We start from the raw sequence: 24,049 nt of genomic DNA, 5'->3' as shown, positions 1-24,049 counted from the left end.
CGACTCAATCACCACACACGGATGCTTTTGAGCTTGAACTTCAACTTGCGGGAGTCCCGACTGTTCGGCTTAAGTTCGCTGGGAGCCACCGGATTCAAGTGCTGCAATTCGATATGCATAGGAGTGGATTCATCCAGGCCCGGCGGAAGGTCCAGAGTTACATCTTCCAGCGCTGCTTCACTGAGCAGCTCTCCATTGACGTAAAGCCGAGTGGGTTCCCGCCCATTGAAATAGCTGCCCTGTATCAACAGGCGACGAGGCCGCTCACCTTTTGCCAGCCTAAAATACAATGATGAACTATTGCCGACACTCCAGACACCATTCTCGGTGATGGCGCTCCACCCTTTGTCGAGTAGCACGAAGGGCTCTATCTCGCTGGCTTTCAACTTGTGCTGGGGCATTGGCTCGAAAAGCACCGTGTAAACCGCGTATTCGTCCAGCTCTTTTGCGGCTTCTCTTGCCCTTTCGGCAAGCGCGTCTTTCTTTTGTGCTGCAGTCATCTGTGTGTCACCCAATGCCACACAGGAGAACAACAGCGCGATCAGAGCTATAGCGCGCATACGGTATCCACACCGATAACATACTTCGAGTGGCGGAAAATCCGCCCCGGCATACCCGCGAGTAGTTCAGCGGCTTTCTTTGACTTGTTGGTCGGGTATTTGAATTCTATGACCACATCAACCGGCGAGGCTGTCGTCCTCGATGACTTAATGGGATACATACTCTGGTAGCGGATGTTTTTGTCGATAGTCATGCGGATGCCAGGCGCAACCTCGTAATAGGCGCGCTCATACTGCACATGCAGACTGGGGAACAGATTGCACTGCCTTGCCACGGACATACTTCTCTCATTGCTGCGCAACAGTCGATTGGCCGTTGCGCGATCAAATGGCAGATCACCGGTCGGGTTATCGAGTGTAATAATCAGCTTATTGGCAAGCTTTCCCCTCTTGTTCTTGAGCTCAAGCACCATGTCGTCAGTGGCATCGTTGTACCAGCGAATTCTCAGTTTACCCCGCTTGCTGATACCCGAGACATTGTCCTGATAGTCATCCAGCTCGGCTGTATCGAGATAGACAGAATGTATCAATCTATCCGCATACTGTTTGACCGGGTGCAGGCCAGCGCGTTGCAGCCAGCTCTCAAACTCTGTGAACTGAGCACGTTGGTAAGGTACTTTCAACTCATAGCGAAAGTCATTGCGTTGCAAGCCATTACTCTGTGGCAAAACCTGCCTCCACGAGTTGCTGTTTATTAAAATTGGTTACCGGCTGAGCCACCCCATCTATCACAATCTGACTGCCCCTTTCATTGGTGGCGAGGAAACCATAGTTATTGAAGGTACAGCCGTTGCACTCAATGGAAGCACTGCCGTACTCGTTCTTCTTGATGTAGGTGATCAGGGCGCTGCCAGAAATATTGTTGAAACTGCTGTCGTTGACAACAGCCACCGAAAGATCCTTGCTGGCAACGCCGCTGGACGAGCCATCAATAAGGACATCTGTCGCATTAAGATTTGATTCCTCACCCACTGAAATCGATTTATCACCGATCTGCAGAAAATCGACATTATCCAGCGTGAGTGAGGTGCCGGAGACATCCACCGCATCATTGCCCGTCAGTTCAAACAGGGAATCGCGTATCAGGCCCACCGAGAAATCACTGTCAAAACCATCAAAGGCGGTGCGCCGTATTGTGGAATCGCTGATGGTGAAATCCGCTCGCACGATATTCAAGGCATCTTCACAATGCATGTTGTCAAAAGTGGCATTGGCAACATCGACATCACTTTCGTAGAACGAGATACATCCAGTGATACCGTAGTAATCCTGCCGATTGGCCACTGTGGTAGAGCCAACTCCGCTCAACAGCGCATGCTGTACTTTTGACCGCTCCTCGGCCTGTGATACCTGTATGCCACCCCAGGCCCCCACTCCCTGAAACCCCGGCAAGGGTTCTACTTCAACCTTAACCAGTGACTCTTTCGTACCAAGTACGAACAGTGGGCCCCGCACTTTCAGTGTAGCGCCGTTTTCCAGTTTGAGGCGCGCACCGGCCTCCAGGGTCACAGACCAGCCCTTGTCGAGTTCGAGGCTGCGATCAATGGAATGATCACCCGGGCCGAAGACAATACTGCGAGCCGCCCCGTCAAGCTTCACGCCTTGCTTGCCAGACAACACCTGACGGAAATTACGAGCGAAGCCGGTAATATGATTTCTGAACTGGGTTACCGCGGCTTCAGTATACGTCTGCCCACGGTATTGATATTGAACCGTCACCTTGATGTCGTCAGAGAAAGGCTGCTCCAGAGGTATATCAACCAGGTGCTTCGACACCTTTTCATCGGCCTGCTTGTCATAGGCTGGTAACACGCCAAAGTCTTTGACGACCCGCTGCTCGCCGGCAGCGTCGGACAACAATACCTGCACATCGGCAAGCGCATCCGCCGACAAATTCTTCAACTGCAGAGACATGCCATCACCTTCGGGGAACAGAAAGGCGCGCACGTGAGAGTAGAGAGGGGCGTCCGGCCATCTCGTCACGAAGGGGTTACTACGGTCAGACACTCCGCGACGCAATGACTTGAGTTTCATGTTGTCGAGAAAATAGGAGAGGTTGTTCAGTATGTTCTGTGTGAAGATAATTCGCGTTGGCATGTCTTCCATCGCCAGCACTTCGAGATGTCCTATCTGCGATTCCTGATACTGCTTCTGCCACTCGGGACTGGAATAAGCCTCCAACAGCTCCTCTGCAAAATCCAGTACATAACGTTGAAAGTCCGGAGCACCTCGCAGATAGGGTGCAGTCATGCGGTCGCAATTTTCTGTCTCGGCGTTACGCTCATGGGGAACCGGGCCATTATCGAAGGCGATGGGTTCCAGGAGATTGGTGGTGGGATTGAAGTAGAACCGTCGATTGTGTGCGGCCTGTCCATGACAGCCGTACCAGGTGTTCATCAACACCCACCACCTGGCGACCTTCTGCACATCGAATACCTCATCCGCGGGTAACTTCCCGTCCATATAATCCCGGTAAAGGGACATGGCGCGCACGGAATTGTTCGTTGCAGTTGATCCAGGCACATACGCCGGCGCACCGAACTGTGAAATGGCCATATCGTGCATATATACGTGTGCGTTATCCTTGCCGGGCACACCGGCACCACCCTCGGGATTGGTGCGCACATTCAGGTCCCGCTGACGCCACATAAGGTCTTCATCGAGAATGACGATGGGGCCTTCGCGCCTTGTCTGCGCCTCAAGTAACTCTTTGGAGAAGTGCTCCTCCAGTGCCATTACGCCAATAGCGTGATCATTGATACGCACATCGACAAACTGGTAGCGCGGCGCGAGTATTCCCCAGCGCCGCATTTCATCCATCAACAGGGCCTCCGCCTGATACTGGCGTGTCATCGGATGCTGTATCGAGAACCGCTTCATGCCGAAAACATAGCCCTGTTTCCGTATCTTGATGCGGAAAGAGATTTTTGTAGGGTGCTCAATGTGGTCCACCCAATCGCCTTTCAAACGCAATTCGGCTTTAAGCTTGTGCGAGGGTTCGCCGTCATCTGCGATAACCGTTGCATCCACCCAGTCATCATCCTCACCCACGAGAATCTGACCGGGCTTGTCCAACGTATCGCGACGCTTCTTGTACAGCTTTTTCAGTGCACCATCAGTTAGATAGATATCGAGGATTGGCAGGGTTTGCTTGTCGAACTCCTCGCGCTGCACGGCCCACTTCAAATTCGACATGTCGCGCAGTAAATCGCCCGACAGTATGCACAGAGGGTCATCCTCTGTGCATTGTGGTATTTCCGTATCCTGTAGATCTTCTTTGAGCAGTTCTGGCGTTAACAGCAGCAACAATGCCACCAACAGTGGAACTACAAGGAGCGCCAGTCGAATAGTTTTCGCAGACAAAGCGAATGCTCAGGTAATAACGCGCGCATTAGAGGTGAGAGAAATCTCAAACTCCACCCCTAACCCGGCGAAAGCGCGCCGCAGTTCATCGATGCTGCTCAGCTCAATACGCAGGGTATCAATCAACAGCTCTATGCGGGGCCCGCTCCTGTACAAGCGCTTTAATTTGTAAGTGAAAGACTGTTGCTTCAGCAAGTTTTCAACATCAGCCAGATCCAGAGACTTGTCCTCGGGCAGATGCAGGATCACATCCACAAGATTGCTGTTGCTGGTCAAAATCTGCTTTTTGGTAAGCGCAAAGGGAATAAGTACAGCCACGATGACGATAAAACCAACGACAGTCACCATGACCTGGTTGGCACCCAGACCCAGACCAACGGCAATAGCGACAAAGATGTACAGTAACTCTTCCGGCTCTTTGATCGGTGTACGAAAGCGCACGATGGATAAGGCACCAACCAGACCCAGCGACAGAGCGATGGAAGACTTGATGATCGTAATGATAATGATCATGGCCGGTATCAGCAGAAGAAACATCGGCAGGTATTGGTTGTGATCGACAACAAGTCTGGTTGAGCGCGAGATCACAAATGCCCAGATGACAGCCAGTACCAGACCGATGCCCATGTTCCTGAGTAATTCCAATAAAGGGATGTCTATAACAGCATACGGATTCGCAAAGTCCACCAACTTCTCCTGCTTATTCTGATATTAATGTAATTATTCGGTAATCTAACTATCACGCTAGTGTAGTAGGAATGTAACCTCACAATGTTATAGAAAAGACAATTCGATGTATAGCGCTGGCAACCAGCCCGAGAGAACTGGCCCCCAATTTACTATTTTAGTGACAATTTTGTGACGTAGCTCCTATTCGGGGAAGCGATCAAACCTTGGCATCCCTTCAGGCAGGTAATGAAAGGCCTGCTTTTCGATACAGTAAAATGCCGTATCCGGCACCCCGTACTCGGCAGGGTCATCCATAGTACCTACCTTGAGAATCAGCAGGTCGGTGAATCCCGGGGGATGACTCGCTAGCGAAGTGCCACAGTCGGCACAAAACTCTCGCCTCACCGGGGTTTCCAGATCGCTGCGCGAAAATGATTTGGGCTCACCTTCGGTGTAACGAAAGCCGCTAAGCGGCATCGCCAGCGCAACATTGGCGCCGCCACCGGAAATGTACTGGCACTCGCGGCAGTGGCAAAGTCCGCGCATTACTGGCTCACCCTCTGCTTCGTAGCGAATTTTTTTACAGTAACAACCGCCGGTTATCTTCATTTATTGTTCTCCATTGTGAACTGACAAGGTATAAATTATGGAACCCTATGACACTTCTATGCGGCATTTACTGTAAACCACCAGCGCCGATGCCGCCATCGCACAGCATAATAAGGTATATTCACGCTTCTATTTATTACAGTTTAATTACAGGAAGCGGGCCAGATGATCAGAACCCTACAATTATTTAGCTTCCCGCTGGCACTGTGTTTGCTCGCGGCCTGCAGTGGCAATAACAACAATAATGACAGCGACAGCGCAATCGAAGTCCGGCCGGCACTCGAGCTCAGCCTGACGGAAGCACCCATCGAATTGCCCGGCATAGAGGCCGACTTCGCAGAGGACGTGCGGTACGGCGAGGGAGAGCGCAACGTATTCGATATTTATATGCCCAAATGTGATGCGCCCACACCACTTGTCATCTACATCCACGGTGGCGGTTTTACCGGCGGCGACAAAAGCTCAGCTCACTCCAACGGCGACTTTATCAGGGAAGTACTGCAGTCCTGTGTCGCCTACGCCACCATCAATTATACGCTGCTGAAAGTACCGTCCTCGGCGGAAGGCGTTTCTTCGATTGTGGAACAAGGTGGCGTTCTCACCTCTCTTCAGGATACTGCCCGCGCCCTACAATTTATGCGCTACTACTTCTCCAGCCTAAACCTCGACCCTGATAATGTGGCCCTGTACGGCGGCTCAGCCGGCGCCGGCGCCAGCCTGTGGCTGGGCACACACGATGATATGGCCGACCCCGACAACGAAGATGCGATCCTGCGCGAGTCCACAAGGGTGAAAGCGGTGGGCGCACTCGCCACCCAGTCCACCTATGACCTGATCGTGTGGGAGCAGGTCCTGCTGCCTATCACCGAGAGCCTGGAGGGCATTCTCGGTGGCACCGACATCCCCACGGTGGCCAAAGCCGTCGGCGCAACCAACTACCTGCTGACCTTCCTCGGCGTCGAGACAGTAGAGGATATATTCACCGCGGAAAACGAAGCGTATCGCGCCAACGTCGACATGCTGGGTTTGATGGACGCTGGTGACGCACCCATCTTTGTACACAATTTCCAGACCGGGTTTGACGATCTGCTGAACCTGTTCCTACATCACGGCCTGCACGCACTCGCTGTAAAAGAGCGCGCCGACGAGGTGGGACTGGCAAGCGTGGCCTATATTGATGAACCGGCATACGAGCTGACAGATCCTTCCGGCGAGAGCCTGGCGTCCTTCCTGTTGCGTCATATCAAGTGACACCGGCGAGGAAAGCAGGACAGGCTCTTAGCCCCGGATTCAGTCGACACTGAGGCCGCTCTAACGCTCACAGCATACGGGCAAGACACCATGACAGATGACAACAACCCCTTCGCCAGCGAAGCGATCACCCCCCCGTTCAACGACGAATGGGTGGCCAAACGCCGGGTCTCGGATGCAATCAAGCAACTGTCCGAGGCATTGGTAACCAGTTCGCCCAATATTGAAACAATGCACGCCATCGCCAGTCAATTGGAGGAGACCGCCGAGGAATTTCGAGGCTCACCGCGTATCTATGGTCGCTTTGACTGGGCGGCCAGTGGCGAGCACGGGTCGTTTGGCCAGGTCAGCCATGAACTCAACGCGATGGCGGGCTTGAGCAACCCATTGGCGCCACCAGTGAAGAGCTGGCTTGACGGGGAAATCGCCCGGGGGGCATGCCGATGTGGCTGGAATTACGAGGGACCACCCGGTAGCGTCCACGGCGGCTACGTTGCAGCTATCTTCGATCAATTCCTGGGCATGGCTCAGATACTGGGAGGACAGCCAGGGATGACAGGTTACCTGCATGTCGACTACCACCGGCGCACGCCGCTGAATACAGAATTGACGTTGGAGGGAACGCTGATAAAGGTGGAGCGTCGCAAAACGATCATGCGGGGTGAGATGTACGCAGAAGGCGTCTTGACAGCCAGCGCAGAGGGGCTTTTTGTACAGCCCAAAGGCGGTATCTACGAAATCAAAACCCAAACACCCGCCGGCGCCCCGAAAGACTAGCCCGCGCGCTCCCTCATTCAGACTCGCAGTCGCGTACCACTGATGGTCTCAGTCCTCCAAGCCACCGTGTTCCGGTGCCGGGCGAGCCCGCTGGTTATACAACAGTGACACAATATGCTTGATCTCGTTGTCCGAGAGCTTCGAGTAATCCTGGGTCAGTTCGCTGCCGACCGCCATACCTCTTTGCAACGCGGACCGTTTGCCCAGTTCATTCAACCAGCGTTTCAGGTATTTGAATTCATCGATATCGATCCCCTGCTCCTCCCAACCGCAGCTCCAGGGGTAGCACGCCATGTCGGCAATCGTGTAGTTGTCACCCGCCAGATAGCGGCGATCGTAGAGCCGGTTATTCATCACACCGTACAAGCGGTGCAACTCATCATCGAAACGGCGCAGCGCATACGACTGGTCTCCCTGACTGTCCTTCAGCCTCGCAAAGTGCCCGCGCTCCCCGGTTTTCGGACCCTGGTTTGCCATCTGCCACATAAGCCACTGATAGACCTCCCACTTCTCACGGTGATCGGCGCCGCCAAACTGGCCTGTTTTTTCCGCCAGATACATCATGCAGGCCCCCGACTCAAACACTGACAGCGGCTCGCCACCGTCGGCCGGCTGGTGATCGACTATAGCGGGCATGCGATTGTTCGGGCTGATGCGAAGGAAGTCGTCTTCAAACTGCGCACCACGGCCTATCTCACAAAGAATCAGCTGGTAGTCGATGCCACACTCCTCCAGTTGAATGGTGAGCTTCTTGCCATTGGGTGTGGGCCAGAAATGCAGGTCTATCATCTCGATTACGCTCCTGTTACCGTCGCTTTTATTGAACCCGACACTGTACGCGTGCCCGGCAGACTGACGCAAGCAGCACCAACTCACCGCCTATCCTGTATAGTGGCGACCTGCCCACTCTAATAAAGGATGCAGCCCATGAAAGCAGTTAAGAAAATTGCTTACTTCCTTGTCATAGGCATCGCACTGGTCATCGTAGCTTTTGATATCTGGGGCGCAGTCACGCTGGGCACGATAATGCCCTCGCCCAACCCGGAAATACGCAATGACGCGAATCAGGTGGTCATGGTATTCGGCGCCACCGGCTCGGTGGGCGACGGCCTGCTCAAGGCTGCGCTCGAAGACCCGGATGTCGAGCATGTATACGTTGTCACGCGCAGAACGTCCCCGCGCATTGACGCCGGCGTAGCATCCGGGAAAGCCGAGATGCTGCTGCACGAGGACTTTACCGACTATTCCAACCTCGCGGAGATTCTGCCCCAGGTCAACACCGTACTGTGGGGCCTGGGCACTACCTCATTGGGAATGGACGATGAAACCTACACCTGGATACACGTCGATTTCCCGATAGCGTTTATCAACGCCTGGCTAGAAGCCCGCACCGAAGCACCGATGTCATTCCACACCGTAACCGGCATGGGCACCGATGTGAACGGTGATCAGCATTGGGCCAGAGAGAAGGGCCGTGCGGAGCAGGAGGCGGCGGAGTTGGCCGAGGGTACTGGACTGCGCACTTTTTCCTATCGCTCTGCGTTTGTCAGGCCCACCAGTGAGCAGTCCAACGCGCTGCACTACCTGCTGGAAGCGCTGCTGCGACCGGGCGACCTCGTCATTCCCGCAAAAGACCTCGGCGGGGCCATGTTGGAGATCAGTGCCAGAACCGGCGAACTCGATAACGGCACACTGATCGACAACGCCGACAGCATCAAATTTGCAGAGGCCTATCGGGAGAGGCAGGGTGGCCAAACCACCAGTTCCGAGTGAATGCGCGGCAGTGTTGTTCTGCACCAGGGAGCTACCGGCCAGCTCAGCAGTCGCCGGGCGCTAGCAGTGCAGTGCAGTGCAGTGCAAACAAGCCGCAGCGAAAAACATCAGGCCTACAACTTGGACGCCATTTCGCTCATAATGCGTCTCGCCGCTCTGAAACCGTCCACCCATTTCACAACAGGTTATCGCCGCCATGAAAACTGCCGTACGAACATTGTTACCCGCCCTGGCGCTTCTGGTGTTCATGCTACCCCTGGGCGGCTGCAGCTGTGGCTTTGACTGCAATAACGATGACGATGACGACACTAACCCGGCACTGCTGACGCTGGGGCTTTCCGACTCCCTACCAGAGGACTTAAAACAGGTCGTGATTGAGGTCGACAGCATCACCCTGAGCCGCAGTGGGGTGGAAGATGTGGTTATCGAGACCTTCACCATACCGGATCTGGATCTGGTAGATGCCAACACCTTCCAGGTCGACCTCCTGCAGTACCAGGGTGTCAGTCAGTTGGTGGTCATTGAGGACCTCGAACTCATCCCCGGGACCTACAGCTCGGTTTCTATCGCCATTATTACCGGTGATGTGAACAAATCCTTTGTTCAGGAGGACGACGACAGCCTGAAGGCCATTGCGAGTGGCAGCAGCCTAAGCAGCCTGCCCGGTATGGTACTGTCATCTGGCGAGCAGCCCTTTACCGTGGAATTCGGCCTGGCACAGGCCCTGCAATATCAGTCCAGTAGCGAGACGTATTTGCTGACCACCACCGGTGTGCGTATAGAGGATAACCAGACTGCCGCCAAGCTATCCGGCTCAGTGGATACCACCCTGTTCGACACCGTCTCCCCCTGCAACGAAAAAACCGATCCGGAGACCGGTAACAGAGTATATCTCTACGAAGGGTTGAGCCTGCTGGAGGAAAACCTGTCGGATGTATTTACCTCACAGAGCACGACCACACCGCCCTCGAATGCGGTTGCGCCATTCGCGGTCGCCTCTATGGCGCAGGATACGCTGACTGGCAACTGGAATTATTCCTTTGGGTATATTCCCGCAGGGAGCTATACGATTGCATTTTCCTGTAACACCGCTGCCGATGAAGCCGTCGAATACAACGGGCTGGTTATTCCGCTGCCGATTGACCAAACGTACGAGATCACCCTCACCGAAGGCCAAAGCGGCACCTGCAATCTGGCCGAGGATGCCACCGGCTGCTAGTACCAACCTTTAGCAGTACATATGACAGAGGTCACAAAACTCGAATGAGTCAGTGACCCAGTTCTCCTTTCTTACAACCTGAAATCGACACTCTTTCGCGTACTTACTAGTCTGCAGAATCAAAGACGAAAGAGTGAGGTGGATTGTGCGACTGGTGAAACTCCCCGCCATGAATCTGGAACCCGGCATGTTCGTTGCCGAGTTGGATCGGCCATGGCTTGAGACCCCATTTACCCTGCAGGGTTTTGTGGTGCGAGACGCCGAGGAGATCAAGTACGTTTCGAACTACGTTGACCATGTGTATGTCGATGCCGAATATACCGGCGCGCGACAACCACTGACTCTCGCTCCAGCCCCTGTCGAGCAGAAACCGCATATCCGTCTGGCGATGAAGGCGGAGTTCAATCGCTCTAAAACCGCCTTTGAAAGTGCCACCGAGGCCCTCGACACCGTTTTCGAATCACTGCGCGGTGGCCTCGAAACGGATGTCAACACATTGAGGGCCGCCCTCATACCATTGATAGACGGTATTGCTCGCGATCAGAATGCCGTAGCCACGGTCGTGCGCATGCAGGACTGCGGCGAATACCGCCCGTATCACGGTATATCCATGGCGGTCTGGGCTGTCATACTGGGCAAGCAAATCGGCTTGTCGAGATCCGAACTGGAGAAACTGGCTGTCGCCTGTGCATTGTGTGACGTCGGCATGACACAGCTGCCCTCAGAGTTGCTCGACCAGGCGGAAAACCTGACCGATACCCAGCGGCGCATCATCCGCGCACACCCGACCATGAGCGCAGAACTGGTTGCCAACGCCGAGAACATTGATATCGAAATCACCGGGGTCATCGAAAATCACCACGAGCGACTCGATGGCTCAGGTTACCCCAATGCCACAGAGGGGCCGTCCATACCGCTACTGGCACGCATCGCCGGGCTGGCAGATACCTATGATGCAATGATCACACCACGCCCCTACGCGAAAGCGCGCACATCGCATGAGGCCGCACTGGAACTGCTGGACTGCAGCGGCTATCAGTTTCAGGAAGCGCTGGTAGAACAGTTCGTACAAGCCATAGGCCTGTTTCCCACGGGCTCCATGGTTGAACTGAACACAGGCGAGGTTGCAATCGTCTCCTCACAGAACATCACCCGGCGCTTAAAGCCTGAGTTGATGATCGTCATGAACGGCGCCAAGGCCCGCCGCACATTGCCCAAAATCGTGGACCTCGCCAACCAGTCCATCGCGGCAGAAGGCGAGCGCTGGATTGCCCGCGAGCTGCAGCCTGGCACCTACGGTGTTTCCAGCGAGGAGTTTTTTGTCTGATGCCCGGCACCACCAACAGGTTTCTCGGGCTGGTAGAGCTTGTCAATCAAAGCGGTGAAGACAAAGGCAACAGAACGACCAACCAGATAATGCACGATGTCTTCGGGCACCGCCTGAATGACTGGTTGAGAAATAACGATCAATGGAGTTTTCTCAACGATAATCGCGCTTGCGTCATACTTCGCGATATTGACAGCACTGATGAGTTGGAGAAAGCGGCGGCGCAACTCGACAGCGCGTTCAAAGAACCGCACTACCACCTTGGCCAGGCATTGCCTATGTCCGTGACTGCGGGATTCACCGAGTTCAATGACCAGAACTCGGACCTCGCCAAGGCGATGCAGGAGGCCGGTATTGCGCTGAACCAGGCCAAGCAATCGGAAAACCTGTTCCAGATATTCTCGGGAGACCACCCGGACAACCTGAAAAAGGAATGTGGGCGCCTGCAGGAAATGCAGTTAGCGCTGGACACGAACGAGTTTCAGCTGCACTACCAACCCAAGGTCCACGCTGGCCTGCGGACCCTGATTGGCGCAGAAGCGCTGATTCACTGGCACCACAGCGAACACGGCGTCATGTCGTCCGACAAATTTGTCGAGTTGGCAACAAAACACGACATGATGAAGCCCATCATGCGGTGGGCAATAAAATCGGCCATCAGTCGCCTCGCTCGCTGGCCAGAGCAATTATCCATCGCGCTGGATATCAGCCCCTCCCTGCTGGATCATGACATGTTGTCCCTGATCAAAGATGCGCTGACGGCATTTGATGTCAAAGCATCGAGGCTCCATCTGGAAATCTCTGAGGAATTAGGCGTTGGCGATCAGCAGCTTATGCGCTCCCAGCTTTGCGGGCTGCACAATCTGGGGGTGACAATCTCTATCGACAACTTCGGCACCGGCTCTTCCTCGCTGGCCCATTTTCGCGACCTGCCAATCAACGAGGTGAAAGTCGACAGGAGTTTTATCGAACGCATGCTGTTATCGAGCAAGGATTACGCCATCGTCAAAACCATTATCGATCTGGCACACAGCTTTTCGCTGAAAGTTGTCGCTGAGGGCGTGGACTCGCTCGAGATTGCCGATCGTCTCACCGAAATGCACTGCGATATCCTGCAGGGGTACGCATTCGACAATCCGCTTCCCGCCGAAGAGTTTGCAGCGGAGTACCGGATCTAGTTTACCGGCGGTAATTCCCGCGATTGTAGTTGCCATCAGTTTGCAGTAGTTTTAGCCACAGCAATGTGGGTGGGAAACTATGCAAACTATCCTGCGTCTGGACATGGCCGGCCACCCCCGTGGCTGGATCACGCTGCACGAAGCGGTCACCGCCTATGCCAAGGGCGATGTCATATACGGCATCGGTGAAAATTTGCCACCTGTATTCGGCGGCATCCAGCGTCTCAGTGGCGCGCGTTCTCGTATAGACCTGCAACCCATTGTCGCCATACAGGGCAGAATCGTTCAGGGCTTCTGCCCGCCACTGTGCAACCGCACACTGTTCCGCCGCGATGATCACCGCTGCCAGTATTGCGGGCGGCAGTATACCCGCGGCGAACTGACCCGCGACCACGTACTCCCCACCTCACGCGGTGGCAGGGATCGTTGGGAAAATGTGGTGGCAGCCTGTAAACGCTGCAACTGGGAGAAGGACAATCGCACACCGGAAGAAGCCCATATGCCGCTGCTAGCCGTGCCCTTCAAACCGAACCCCTGGGAGTGGCACTTCCTCGCCAAGGATAGAATCCTGGCCGACCAGATGGATTACCTTTCACAGCGCTTCCGCGCCGGGCGAGCCTGGGCTGCTTAACAAGTTTTGCCCGGTACCGCTATACTGGGCACCATAAAATCGACCCAACCTACCGGCAAACACGCAACGACAGGAGCGCTACAGTGTCCAGCGAACATCTCAATGCAGTGAAATCCATGATGCAGCAAATGGCCGAATCGGTTATTGGCCAGGACGAAGTTGTGCGCACATTGACCCTCGCCTTATTGTGTAATGGAAACGTGCTACTGGAGGGCCTGCCCGGCACCGCGAAAACACGCTCGATCAAAACGCTCTCCCAGGTACTGCAAGCGGGGCTGGGACGCATACAGTTCACCCCGGATCTGCTGCCGTCGGATGTGACGGGCAACGAAATCTATCAAGACAACCACGGCAAATCTGAGCTTCAGTTTCAACCAGGGCCAATCTTCAATGAACTGGTACTGGCGGACGAGATCAACCGCGCACCGGCCAAGGTGCAATCGGCCCTGCTGGAGGCGATGGAAGAACGCCAGATAACCGTCGCCGGGAAGACCTATGAGTTGCCGCCATTGTTCATGGTACTGGCCACCCAGAACCCGATCGAACAGGAAGGTACCTATCCGCTCCCGGAGGCGCAGATGGATCGCTTCCTGATGAAGATATCGGTAGATTACCCCAACGCGGAAGCCGAGCTGGCGATCATTCGGATGCTGCAGGCGGAAGAGGCTAAACAGACCGAAACGCTGCTGAAAATTTCTCAGGCAGATATTTTCGCCGCCCGCGATGTCATTCAGAAAATGCAGATTTCCCCGGCGGTCGAACAATACATAGTCGACCTGGTGATGGCGACGCGCTTACCGGAGAAATTCGGTGACAAGCTGGCACACTGGATCGAAACCGGCTCCAGCCCGCGCGCCAGTATATCCCTGCACCGCGCCTGTCGCGCGAGCGCCTGGCTCGACGGCAGGGACAGCGTCAACCCGGACGATGTGCGCTCTGTGTTGCACCCAATAATGCGGCACCGCCTGATCATGACATACGACGCTTTGGCGGATCACATCTCCCCCGACGATATTATCGATGAGATCATCCGGCAGGTCGCGGTAGGCTGAGCGCACGTGCACACTCCCACCGGCGAGGACATCTACACCAATCTGCACGCCCTGGTGCGCCTGCGCTACACCGCACGTGGTTTCAATTATCTGCCGCGACAACCGGTGCGCTCTTTGCTGAGCGGCCGCAAACGCTCGCGCCTGCGCGGTCGCGGACTGGATTTCGACGAACTGCGCCACTACCGCCCCGGCGATGATATTCGCAACATGGATTGGCGGGTGACCAACCGTACCGGAAAACCACATGTTCGGGTCTACACGGAGGAGCGCGACCGGCCAGTAGTCATTCTGGTGGATCAGCGCCTGCCGATGTTCTTCGGCAGCCAGGCAAAGATGAAATCCGTGATTGCGGCGGAGGTCGCCGCAATCACAGCATGGCGCGTCATGTCGGTCGGGGACCGTATAGGCGCCATTTTATTCAACGACAGCAGGACGCTGGAGGCGCGGCCCACGCGCAGCGAGCGCCGAGTCATGGGTTGGCTGGGTGACCTGACGACGATGAACAATGAGCTGTCCGTCACCGGCGATCGCGGCAGCAACCCGGATGCGCTGGCGCAGGCCCTGCTGACGCTGGAACGCTATATCGGCCATGACTATCTGGTGGTGCTGATATCGGACTTTTACGGCTGGAATGACACCACGCTCAAGACTATTCAGCGCATCGGCCAGCATAACGACATCGTCTGCTCCATGATCTACGATCCGCTGGAACGCGATATCTCGATGGCGGAAAAGCTGGTGGTGAGCGACGGTAAGTTTCAGCTCGAAATCGACCCCGAACGCCAGGGCCTGGGGAAAAAGTTCGAAGCCAGCTTTGAAAGCTCGGTGGCCCACGTACAGGGCGAGCTCAAGCGCCACGATATACCGGTTATCCCGATCGATACCGTCACGCCGGTGAGCGAGCAGCTACGGGAAAAGCTGGGCGGCCAGAGGGTGCTGGCATGAGTGCGCCACCGCTACCGGAGGTATTCGGCAACTACGCGCTGAAAGACTTTGTGGAAGTGGTATCTCCCGAGGCCATCAGCTGGCTGCCACAAACTGCGGGATGGTACTGGCTGGGCGCGCTGCTGGCAGTGCTGCTGCTGCGCTATGGTTGGAAAAAGTTGCGGCACTGGCATCAGAACCGCTATCGACGCGAAGCAGCTGCCAGGCTGGCACAACTTGCGCGTGATACCGCACAGGACAACTGGCTGGTAGAACTGAATAAACTATTGAAGCTCACCGCACTGGCCGCCTTCTCCCGCGCGCAGGTCGCTAGACTGTCCGGTCAGGAGTGGGTCGCATTTCTCAACCAGCGTTGTGCGTCGGCGCCATTCTCACCGGACCAGTGCACGCTGCTAGCGCGCGGCGTTTACGAGGGCGGTGCCGTGGCTGAGGCAACACGGGAAGAGTTGATCGCCGCCAGCCTGAGCTGGGTCAAAAACCATGAGGGACCGGCCGATGTATGAGATGGCTCACCCCTGGGCGCTGTTGCTGCTTCCGCTGCCGCTCGCGATGTGGCTGCTGCCGGCCTACCGGGAGAGTCGCGACTCCGTCCGGGTACCCTTCTTCGACAAACTGGTGGAGTTGAGCGAGCAGCGTCCCGGCAGCGGCGCGATGATTTTGCGGCGCGATCGTATCCAGCGCTTTCTGGTCGGTTTTATGTGGCTTTGCCTGGTGCTGGCAGCGGCCAAGCCTCAATGGGTGGGCGCACCCATAGAGCAACAGAAATCCGGCCGCGACCTAATGGTTGCAGTGGATTTATCCGGCTCCATGGAGACACGGGATTTCACCCTTCCCAACGGCGACTCGGTGGACCGGCTGCAGGCCGTGAAGCAGGTGCTCTCTGAGCTGGCAGATCAACGGGCCTCTGACCGCCTCGGTCTTATCGTATTTGGCAGCGCCGCCTATCTACAAACCCCCTTTACCGATGACCACGTGGTGTGGGAGCAATTGCTGTCGGAGACCGAAATCGGCATGGCGGGGCAAAGCACGGTGTTCGGCGATGCCATAGGGCTGGCGATAAAACTGTTCAAGGAGAGCGATTCAGACAATCGTGTACTCATCATATTGACCGACGGCAATGACACCGGCAGCACGGTGCCGCCGATCGATGCAGCCAAAGTGGCGGCATCCTACGGTATACGGATCTATACGATTGCTATTGGTGACCCCGCCTCGGCCGGGGAGGAAGCACTGGATATGGATACCATCGAGCGCGTGTCCGAAGTCACCGGGGGGCAATCGTTTCAGGCACTGGATCAAGCCCAGCTGCAACGCGCCTACCACACTATCGCGGAGCTGGAACCACAGCTCTATGAAACCATCAGTTTTCGCCCGCGTCAGAGCCTGCACTGGCTGCCCCTCGGCATAGCGCTGATTCTCTATACGCTCTACCACGGCGTCGGGACCTGGCGCACCTGGCGAGCGCTGCGCAGTACAGGTGCCCGTCATGCCTGATTTCCCGGCACTGCAGTACTTCCATTTTCTGCGTCCCGAATGGGGGCTGCTGCTAATCCCGTGGCTGGCTATGGTGCTGGTACAGAATCGGCAGCGCACCGACCGGGATATGTTTGGCGGGATCATCGCACCGCACTTGCTGCAACACCTGCGGCTGCAACGATTTGACAGGCGCTGGTTCAACCCGCGCAATTTTTCCATCGTGTTCATGTTGCTGGCATTGCTGGTACTGATGGGCCCCAGCTGGCGACAACAGCCCTCGCCGCTAAGCCAGGACGAAGCGGCACTGGTGATACTGCTGGATGCATCGACTTCGATGCAGCAGACCGATGTGCAACCCAGTCGCCTGCAGCGAGCCAAACAGAAAATCTCCGATCTGCTGGCGCTACGCCCGGACAAGCAGGCCGCGTTAGTGGCCTATTCCGGAACGGCCCATACCGTACTGTCTCTCACCGCAGACCAGGAGATTCTCAATCAGTATCTGGCGGCGATAACGCCCGCCACCATGCCGCGCTCCGGCAAATTCCCGGAGTACGCACTGCCGCTGCTGGACGACATACTGCGCGAGAGCCTGGCTCCGGCCACCGTGGTGATGTTTGCCGATGGTCTCGGCGCCAACAGCGAACAGGCATTCGAAGACTACTTTGCGACCCACCCGCATCAACTGGTAATAGAGGGTGTGGGCACCGAGTCACAGGCACCGGGTGTAGCCCCGCTGGAGAAAGCGGCGCTGGAGGGACTGGCAAGTGCAGTCAGCGGTGATTATGTGTCATTGACAGTGGATGATAGCGATGTGCGCAAGATCAATCGTCGAGTCGACAGCCATTATGTAGTGGTTGAAGACAGCGCACTGCCCTGGCTCGACAGCGGCTACCCGCTGATTTTCCCCGCGATGATTCTGTTCCTGATGTGGTTCCGTAAAGGCTGGACGCTGACCTGGGCCAGCATCCTGCTCCCGATCGTATTGAGCACCACACCACTGCCAGCAATAGCACAGGATGAGTCAGTACCGAGCAGTGCGCCGGCAGGCATTGGCCGCTGGTTTACCGACCTGTGGTTGACCGGCGATCAGCAGGGTCGCCTGCTGATGCAGCTGGGGCACTACGACACCGCAGCCGCGCGATTTACAGACCCGATGTGGAAGGGGATGGCCTACTATTACGGCGAGGAGTTTATGCTGGCAGCGGAGTATTTTTCCCGCAGCGATAGCGATGACGCGCTGTTCAATGAAGCCAATGCCCGCGCTCAGGCACGGGATTATGTGCGCGCGGTCAATCGCTATGACCGCCTGCTGAGCCGTCACCCAAACTACCCGGGAGCCGCCGCCAACCGCGCGCAAGTGCAAGACATCATCGAGGAAATCAACCGGCTCAGTGAAAGCCAGCAGCAGGAAGGTAACGCCGGATCTCAGGACAATGAACTGGGTAGCGATGACGCGATACCCGCCCAGGGCGCGGACGAAACGGTATGGCAGGAAGCACAGATCACACAGCTGTCCGCCGAGGATATTTTGCAGGATCCCGCCACCAGCGAAATGTGGCTGCGTGGCGTACAACAGGACCCCTCCAACTTTCTTGCGATCAAATTCGCCATGCAACTACAACGCAGGGAAGCCACGACGCAATCCCTGCCACAGAGTGACCAATGAGCACTGTCAGACACCGCCCGGCGCTCAACCTGCTACTGTGGGCCGGCTTACTTGCTGGCAGCGCGGCCCGGGCCGCAACACTGCAGGAATTGCAGGCAGCAGGCCACCTGCAGATCAACAGTTCGCTGAACCCCGACAGCGGCATCGTCCCCGGCCAACGTGTCGAACTGATACTGGAGACCATGACAGACACATGGTTTACCGGCGGCACACGGATCAATATTCCGGAAGTACCGGGTCTGGTGATTTTGCAGACCGAGCAATTTGCCAGCAATGCCAGCGAAACCCGACACGGAAAAAGCTGGGTGATACAGCGCTGGACGCTGGACGTCTTTCCACAGCGCGCCGGTGATTTCACCATAGACGGTGTCACGCTGAGCGTTCAGATCAATGCCGGAGAAGACGGCAATGTCGCAGGTGAGGTCACAAGCCCACCCCAGCAATTCTCCGTAACAATTCCACAGAGCCTGGCGGAGGCGAAGCAGTGGGTGGCCGCGCCTGAGTTCAGCGTCAGCCAGAGCTTTGATCACTCGCTGAAAGGGCTCGCGGTGGGCGACGCTTTCGAGCACAAGGTCAGGTTTGAGGCCTCGGATGTACTGGCCATGATGCTCCCGGGCTACGAAGCCGCTCAGCAACCCGGCCTCGCCGCATACCCTTCCCCGCCGACGCTGGACAACAGCAGCAACCGCGGACAGAATCTCGCCAGTCGCACTGAGCACACCAGTTATGTGGTGGAACAGCCGGGCAGCTACTTGCTGCCCGCGCGCGACTACTACTGGTGGAATACGCAAAGCGGCACACTGGAACTGGTGTCCCTGCCCGAAACGCGGATCGAGATAAGCGGCGCCGCAGTGGCCGATGAGCCGACAGCAACCCCGCTCGCTATCAGCGCGCGGCAGTGGTTGCTGCTGGGTATCGGGCTCGCGCTGTTACTGGGCGCAGGGCTGCTGGCAACGCGTTTACTGCGCAGGCTGCCCCTTCAGCACTGGCGCCAGGTGATGGCAGAGCAACTGCATCGCCTGCGCGCGTTGTTCAAACCCGCGCTGGCGACCAGACTCAACCCCGGAAGTAGTTCTGAGGAGTGAAGGGCATTTTGGTGACCGTTACCGGTACCTGTTTGTCGCGCACCGCCACCACCAGTTTGGTACCCGGCTCGCCCAGCGCACGCTCCACATAGGCCATCGCGATAGGGCCGCCAATACTGGCACCGTAACAGGCAGAGCAGATTTCTCCCACCTGTCGCCCCGACTCATCCATCACCACCTGATGCTCGCGCACCGGGCGTTTACCGTCGACGGTAAGACCCACACGGCGCAGTGCCGGCTTGTTCTCAATGCGTTCAAAGATGACCTCCGCACCCGGGAAGCCGCCTGCTCGCTCGCCATCGGGCCGTCGCGTTTTGCTGATAGACCAAAGCAGGCCAGCCTGCACAGGGTCAATCTCCGTGCCGAGTTCATGTCCGTAGAGACACAGGCCGGCTTCGAGACGCAGGGAGTCACGCGCACCCAGACCGATAGGCTCCACGGATTCGATTGCCAGTAAGCGCCGCGCCAGTTGTTCGGCGGCGGTGGCAGGCACCGATATCTCGAAGCCATCCTCACCGGTATATCCCGAACAGGTGATGTATACCTCTACCCCGTCGATGACCGCCGCACAGCCGTGCATAAACGTCAGCAGGGCCGCCTCGGGGCAAAGACCGCGCATGACATCGCGCGCCGCCGGCCCCTGCAGGGCCAGCAGCGCCTGATCTTCCAGCACTGTAAGTTCCTGCCCGGACAGGTGTGCCCGCAGGTGGGCTATATCGTCTACTTTACACCCGGCATTGACGACCAGGAAGAACCGCTCCTCGCCCCAGCGCGTGATAATGAGATCATCCAGCACGCCGCCACTGTCTGTTGTGAACAACGCATATGTCTGCTGATTGATCGCCAGCGCCGCGACGTCCACCGGCACCAGGCTCTCCAACATGGCGACGGCACCCGACCCGTCGATAAGGACCTGCCCCATATGGGAGACATCGAATAGTCCGGCCGCCTGTCGCGTGTGCAGGTGCTCCTTGATGATGCCCGCAGAGTACTGCACCGGCATATCGTAGCCGGCAAACGGGACCATCTTGGCTCCAAGTTCTCTGTGTAGAGCATCCAGCGGCGTGTACAACAGCGTCATAGTTCTTCCTCATTTTAAAAGGGGTTGTCTCGATGAGGCGCGCCACTCTAGCGAGCACCCTCTGGCCTGACAAGCCCCCTGATGGATAGTGTGAGGTTTTCGCAAGGCACCTGTCCGAGGGCATCGCGAACAATCACGGACAGGCACGGACACATCACTGTGCGCCTTTCATGTGCCCAAACCCCGCAGACAGTATACCGCGAAGCTGGCACCGATATTGCTCTATAAATGTTTCGGCGGCCCGCGATCAGTTGCGCCAAACCAGGGACGGACTCTACACGGAAGTAGCTCGGCGCGCAGGGAGAGCCACGGATGGCAGCGGGTCGCCGGACTTATTCCCTATAAAATATGCGTAAAACTGACAATACAATTTCATTGTTCCCCCCCGGTATTTTTGATTTACTCGCTTCAAGTGCCCAGTAAAAATACTGCGGCGCACTGTTGTCTGTTGCTGAATCATCGGGAGGTGATTTATGGGAGAACGCAACCAGGAAAGTGCAACACCTGAGCCGCTGGATGATGACTTTGAACCGGGACTGGGAGACATCTCTGATGACGTGCTCCAGGACTTCGCGCCAATGTCGTCAGAAAAGCAGAGGCTGGTAGAAAAGCGACGGCTGGCGGAACAACGTCTGGAGCAGAAGCGCTTGCGCGATGAATTGGGCGATTACGATTTACTGCTGGACGATTATTGAACACGCAGTGGGGCTTCTGCCCCACCCGGAGTAATGTCTCAGGCGCCTTTCGCCACCGCTCGCAATTGCTGTAGACCTTTCACACTGGCCTCGAAGTTTCCATGCTCGGTAACCAGCGCCCCAACCAGTTCTGAGGGCGTTACATCAAAAGCAGGATTGAGTGCCTGACTGTGCGCGGCCGCCAGATTCACCTCCAGCAGTTCACCGCCGGCATCCAACCCGGCGATTGTCAGTACCTCTGCCGCATCGCGCTCTTCGATGGGGATTTGTTCGCCTGCGGGACATTCCCAGTCGATGGTTGATTCTGGCAGCGCCACATAGAACGGGACATCGTTGGCCTGCGCGGCCAATGCCTTCAGATACGTACCTATCTTATTGCACACGTCACCATTGGCGGCGGTGCGATCGCTGCCGACAATGACACAATCGACCCGACCCTGACGCATCAACTGGCCGCAGCTGTTGTCGGCGACAACTGTACAGGGCACACCCGCCCGCTGCAGTTCCCACGCGGTGAGGTTCATACCCTGGTTGCGCGGCCTTGTTTCCGACACCCAGACATGCACCGGCAAGCCGCTGGCATGCGCCTTGTAGACGGGCGCCAGCGCGGTACCCCACTGAATGGCGGCGAGCCAGCCCGCGTTGCAGTGCGTCATAATATTGAGGCTATCGCCCACTTCCAGCTCCTGCAATAGACGCAGCCCGTTGTTACCGATGCGCTCGCAGTTGGCGATGTCCTCCGCCCGTACCTCGTGTGCCTTCTCCAGCGCAGCATGGGCACGATCCGCCACTGGTAGCGTGCTGACAGCACTGGTGACCTCCTCCAGTGCCCAACGCAGGTTAACTGCCGTGGGACGCGTTGCCAGCAGGGTCGCGGCAGCTTCTGCAAGGTGCTCATCGGAGGCATCCTGCGACAGTGCATAGGCCAGGCCGAACGCTGCGGTAACACCGATCAGTGGCGCACCGCGTACCTGCATGGTGCTGATCGCGTGGCAGAATGCGGCCATCGAGTCGAGATGGCACCAGCGCAGCGTATGGGGCAGCAGCGTCTGGTCGATAATCTCGACCCTCTCGCTGACCGGGTCCCAACGCAGGCTGCATAATTCATCGGTACTAAACATCTGTTTTCATCCTCAGGCCGCCGTCCGGCCGTGTCGTGATCCACATTACTATAGATAACCGCCTCACTAACGTGTCGACGGATATCGATAAATGGGCGTATTGTACTCAGACTTGTAACAACAGGTGTTCTCGCTCCCAGGAACTGATAACCCGGTTGAATTCCTCGAACTCCTGACGCTTGATTGCGCTGTAGGCACGCAGAAACAGATCCCCGAAAATGTCACTTACCTCGGGTGATTCCCGCAGGTGGCGCAGGCCTTCCTCCAGTGTGCGAACAACCTCCACGGTAGCAGTATTAGCCGTGCCTTGGTGCGGCTCTGTTGGCTGCAGTTTGCGCTGCATCCCCAGGTAACCACTGGCAAGCGTGGCCGCAAACGCCAGATACGGGTTCACATCCGCACCGGGAAAGCGATTTTCCACCCGCACGGCGTCCGGCGTACTCTGGGGTACACGAAAACCCGTGGTGCGATTATCAAAGCCCCAAGCCAGGTTGATTGGCGCAGCAACTTCCGGGGCCAGGCGGCGATAGGAATTAACATTGGGCGCGTACAGGCTGATGAGTTGCGGCGTATAGTGCTGCAGACCAGCGATATAATTCATAAAGGTGTCGGTATAGCCACCCTTGCTATCGCTGAAAATATTCTCGCCGGTATCGGCGCGCAATACGCTCTGGTGAATATGCAGCGCGCTGCCGCACTCCTTCTGCATGGGTTTTGCCATAAACGTCGCGTACATACCGTACTTGTGGGCCGTCTCGCGCACTGTGCGTTTGAACACAAAGACCTGGTCCGCCAGGCTCATCGCATCGCCGTGCTCGAAGTTCATTTCCATCTGGGCGGCGCCGTCCTCGTGTATCAGTGAACCGACCTGCAGATTTTGCGCCTCAGCGTATTCGTAGATGTCTTCGACGAAATCCTCAAACTCGGCCACCGCATCAATACTGTAGGAACGGCGGGAGGACTCAGCCCGCCCTGAACGGCCATTGGGTGCACAGAGCTCATTGTCCGGATCGGCATTCCTGGCTACCAGAAAGAACTCGACCTCCGGAGCAACCACCGGCTGCAGACCCTCCTCCTTATACAGATCCAGCACCCTGCGCAGCACATTGCGCGTGGACAGCGGGTGCAATTCCCCAGCCTGTGTGTAGCAATCGTGAATAATCTGTGCGGTGGGCTCGCGCGCCCATGGCACCAGGCGCATCGCATTGACGTCCGGCTGCAGGATCATGTCCGCGTCGGTGGGTTCTACCAGATCCCAGTGCTCGTCGCAGTACTGGCCGGTCACCGACTGGATCAGGATGCCCTCGGGCAATCTGGGTTGCCCGCGTGACAGAAACTGCGCGCCCGGCACAAACTTGCCGCGTGCATTGCCGGTGATATCCGGCACCAGACACTCCACCTCGGAAACCTTATGCTGCTTCAGCCAGTCCTTAATTACTTGCGTATCTGAATCCACGTTTCCTCACTGGAAATGCCCGCATTAATTGTACGCTGTCGACTTCAACCACCGAGTATCTCAGCAGAACAAAGCGCTGTTCAAGGACTATGCGCCAGTTCCGTGTGCCAGTCCA

At 56.7% G+C, this 24,049-nt stretch carries 23 protein-coding genes; 14 read left to right on the top strand and 9 right to left on the bottom strand.

Annotation, left to right across the window (positions count from 1 at the left end; genetic code table 11):
* Positions 1 to 8: 8 nt before the first annotated feature.
* The 5 genes from AC0L6S_RS17925 to AC0L6S_RS17905 all read right to left on the bottom strand — a co-directional run bounded on the left by AC0L6S_RS17925 (position 9) and on the right by AC0L6S_RS17905 (position 5,201).
* On the bottom strand, positions 9 to 560 hold the full coding sequence (locus AC0L6S_RS17925) for a hypothetical protein (protein ID WP_473425479.1): 552 nt from the start codon (positions 558 to 560) through the stop codon (positions 9 to 11).
* Positions 548 to 1,228 carry a VTC domain-containing protein gene (locus tag AC0L6S_RS17920; RefSeq protein ID WP_473425478.1) on the bottom strand — a complete coding sequence of 227 codons (681 nt, stop codon included), beginning with the start codon at positions 1,226 to 1,228 and terminating at the stop codon, positions 548 to 550. Before AC0L6S_RS17920 ends, AC0L6S_RS17925 begins: the two co-directional genes overlap by 13 nt.
* Positions 1,215 to 3,923, bottom strand: a complete 2,709-nt coding sequence (locus AC0L6S_RS17915; protein ID WP_473425477.1) for a CotH kinase family protein — start codon at positions 3,921 to 3,923, stop codon at positions 1,215 to 1,217. Before AC0L6S_RS17915 ends, AC0L6S_RS17920 begins: the two co-directional genes overlap by 14 nt.
* Before the next feature lie 9 nt (positions 3,924 to 3,932).
* A complete protein-coding gene (locus AC0L6S_RS17910) occupies positions 3,933 to 4,610 on the bottom strand; it encodes a DUF4956 domain-containing protein (protein ID WP_473425476.1) in 678 nt (225 codons plus the stop codon).
* A 183-nt stretch (positions 4,611 to 4,793) separates the two neighbouring features.
* Complete coding sequence (locus AC0L6S_RS17905; RefSeq protein WP_473425475.1) at positions 4,794 to 5,201, bottom strand: GFA family protein; 408 nt, start codon at positions 5,199 to 5,201, stop codon at positions 4,794 to 4,796.
* 165 nt (positions 5,202 to 5,366) lie between these two features.
* On the opposite strand from AC0L6S_RS17905, the gene AC0L6S_RS17900 reads away from it, so the two are divergent.
* Together AC0L6S_RS17900 and AC0L6S_RS17895 are read left to right on the top strand one after the other, a co-directional pair.
* Complete coding sequence (locus AC0L6S_RS17900; RefSeq protein WP_473425474.1) at positions 5,367 to 6,452, top strand: carboxylesterase family protein; 1,086 nt, start codon at positions 5,367 to 5,369, stop codon at positions 6,450 to 6,452.
* Positions 6,453 to 6,542: 90 nt separating this feature from the next.
* Positions 6,543 to 7,229 carry a PaaI family thioesterase gene (locus AC0L6S_RS17895; protein ID WP_473425473.1) on the top strand — a complete coding sequence of 229 codons (687 nt, stop codon included), beginning with the start codon at positions 6,543 to 6,545 and terminating at the stop codon, positions 7,227 to 7,229.
* Between the two features lie 48 nt (positions 7,230 to 7,277).
* Here the strand turns inward: AC0L6S_RS17895 and AC0L6S_RS17890 are convergent, their stop codons facing one another.
* Entirely contained in the window at positions 7,278 to 8,018 is a 741-nt protein-coding gene (locus AC0L6S_RS17890) for a glutathione binding-like protein (RefSeq protein ID WP_473425472.1), read from the bottom strand.
* Positions 8,019 to 8,156: 138 nt separating this feature from the next.
* Between AC0L6S_RS17890 and AC0L6S_RS17885 the strand changes: the two genes are divergently transcribed.
* The 11 genes from AC0L6S_RS17885 (at position 8,157) to AC0L6S_RS17835 (ending at position 19,581) form a co-directional block, all read left to right on the top strand.
* On the top strand, positions 8,157 to 9,002 hold the full coding sequence (locus tag AC0L6S_RS17885; protein ID WP_473425471.1) for a Rossmann-fold NAD(P)-binding domain-containing protein: 846 nt from the start codon (positions 8,157 to 8,159) through the stop codon (positions 9,000 to 9,002).
* A 196-nt stretch (positions 9,003 to 9,198) separates the two neighbouring features.
* Positions 9,199 to 10,221, top strand: a complete 1,023-nt coding sequence (locus AC0L6S_RS17880; RefSeq protein WP_473425470.1) for a DUF4382 domain-containing protein — start codon at positions 9,199 to 9,201, stop codon at positions 10,219 to 10,221.
* 145 nt (positions 10,222 to 10,366) lie between these two features.
* Positions 10,367 to 11,548, top strand: a complete 1,182-nt coding sequence (locus AC0L6S_RS17875) for an HD-GYP domain-containing protein (RefSeq protein ID WP_473425469.1) — start codon at positions 10,367 to 10,369, stop codon at positions 11,546 to 11,548.
* Positions 11,548 to 12,726, top strand: coding sequence for an EAL domain-containing protein (locus AC0L6S_RS17870; RefSeq protein ID WP_473425468.1), 1,179 nt, complete (start codon positions 11,548 to 11,550; stop codon positions 12,724 to 12,726). The genes AC0L6S_RS17875 and AC0L6S_RS17870 overlap by 1 nt, the downstream gene beginning before the upstream one ends.
* Before the next feature lie 79 nt (positions 12,727 to 12,805).
* Entirely contained in the window at positions 12,806 to 13,357 is a 552-nt protein-coding gene (locus AC0L6S_RS17865) for an HNH endonuclease (RefSeq protein ID WP_473425467.1), read from the top strand.
* Between the two features lie 83 nt (positions 13,358 to 13,440).
* A complete protein-coding gene (locus AC0L6S_RS17860; RefSeq protein WP_473425466.1) occupies positions 13,441 to 14,409 on the top strand; it encodes an AAA family ATPase in 969 nt (322 codons plus the stop codon).
* A 6-nt stretch (positions 14,410 to 14,415) separates the two neighbouring features.
* On the top strand, positions 14,416 to 15,354 hold the full coding sequence (locus tag AC0L6S_RS17855; RefSeq protein ID WP_473425465.1) for a DUF58 domain-containing protein: 939 nt from the start codon (positions 14,416 to 14,418) through the stop codon (positions 15,352 to 15,354).
* Positions 15,351 to 15,857, top strand: a complete 507-nt coding sequence (locus tag AC0L6S_RS17850; protein ID WP_473425464.1) for a DUF4381 domain-containing protein — start codon at positions 15,351 to 15,353, stop codon at positions 15,855 to 15,857. Before AC0L6S_RS17855 ends, AC0L6S_RS17850 begins: the two co-directional genes overlap by 4 nt.
* A complete protein-coding gene (locus AC0L6S_RS17845) occupies positions 15,850 to 16,848 on the top strand; it encodes a vWA domain-containing protein (RefSeq protein ID WP_473425463.1) in 999 nt (332 codons plus the stop codon). The genes AC0L6S_RS17850 and AC0L6S_RS17845 overlap by 8 nt, the downstream gene beginning before the upstream one ends.
* Positions 16,841 to 18,496 (top strand): vWA domain-containing protein, encoded by a 1,656-nt coding sequence (locus AC0L6S_RS17840; protein ID WP_473425462.1) that lies wholly within the window; start codon positions 16,841 to 16,843, stop codon positions 18,494 to 18,496. Before AC0L6S_RS17845 ends, AC0L6S_RS17840 begins: the two co-directional genes overlap by 8 nt.
* Positions 18,493 to 19,581, top strand: a complete 1,089-nt coding sequence (locus AC0L6S_RS17835; protein WP_473425461.1) for a BatD family protein — start codon at positions 18,493 to 18,495, stop codon at positions 19,579 to 19,581. Before AC0L6S_RS17840 ends, AC0L6S_RS17835 begins: the two co-directional genes overlap by 4 nt.
* Here AC0L6S_RS17835 and gcvT read toward each other — a convergent pair.
* Positions 19,553 to 20,662 (bottom strand): glycine cleavage system aminomethyltransferase GcvT, encoded by a 1,110-nt coding sequence (gcvT, locus tag AC0L6S_RS17830; RefSeq protein WP_473425460.1) that lies wholly within the window; start codon positions 20,660 to 20,662, stop codon positions 19,553 to 19,555. The genes AC0L6S_RS17835 and gcvT overlap by 29 nt on opposite strands.
* Before the next feature lie 473 nt (positions 20,663 to 21,135).
* Between gcvT and AC0L6S_RS17825 the strand changes: the two genes are divergently transcribed.
* A complete protein-coding gene (locus AC0L6S_RS17825; RefSeq protein WP_473425459.1) occupies positions 21,136 to 21,357 on the top strand; it encodes a PA3496 family putative envelope integrity protein in 222 nt (73 codons plus the stop codon).
* A 38-nt stretch (positions 21,358 to 21,395) separates the two neighbouring features.
* On the opposite strand, the gene mtnA is transcribed toward AC0L6S_RS17825, so the two are convergent.
* Together mtnA and AC0L6S_RS17815 are read right to left on the bottom strand one after the other, a co-directional pair.
* Positions 21,396 to 22,478, bottom strand: coding sequence for an S-methyl-5-thioribose-1-phosphate isomerase (mtnA, locus tag AC0L6S_RS17820; protein ID WP_473425458.1), 1,083 nt, complete (start codon positions 22,476 to 22,478; stop codon positions 21,396 to 21,398).
* A 106-nt stretch (positions 22,479 to 22,584) separates the two neighbouring features.
* The gene (locus tag AC0L6S_RS17815) at positions 22,585 to 23,934 is read right to left on the bottom strand and encodes a glutamine synthetase family protein (protein ID WP_473425457.1); all 1,350 of its coding nucleotides are present in this window, start codon (positions 23,932 to 23,934) and stop codon (positions 22,585 to 22,587) included.
* Positions 23,935 to 24,049 lie beyond the last annotated feature (115 nt).

The organism is Halioglobus sp. D3-4, from assembly GCF_055809315.1.
The sequence above is the reverse complement of the archived record's forward strand: the minus strand, read 5'-3'. Positions and strand labels throughout refer to the sequence as shown.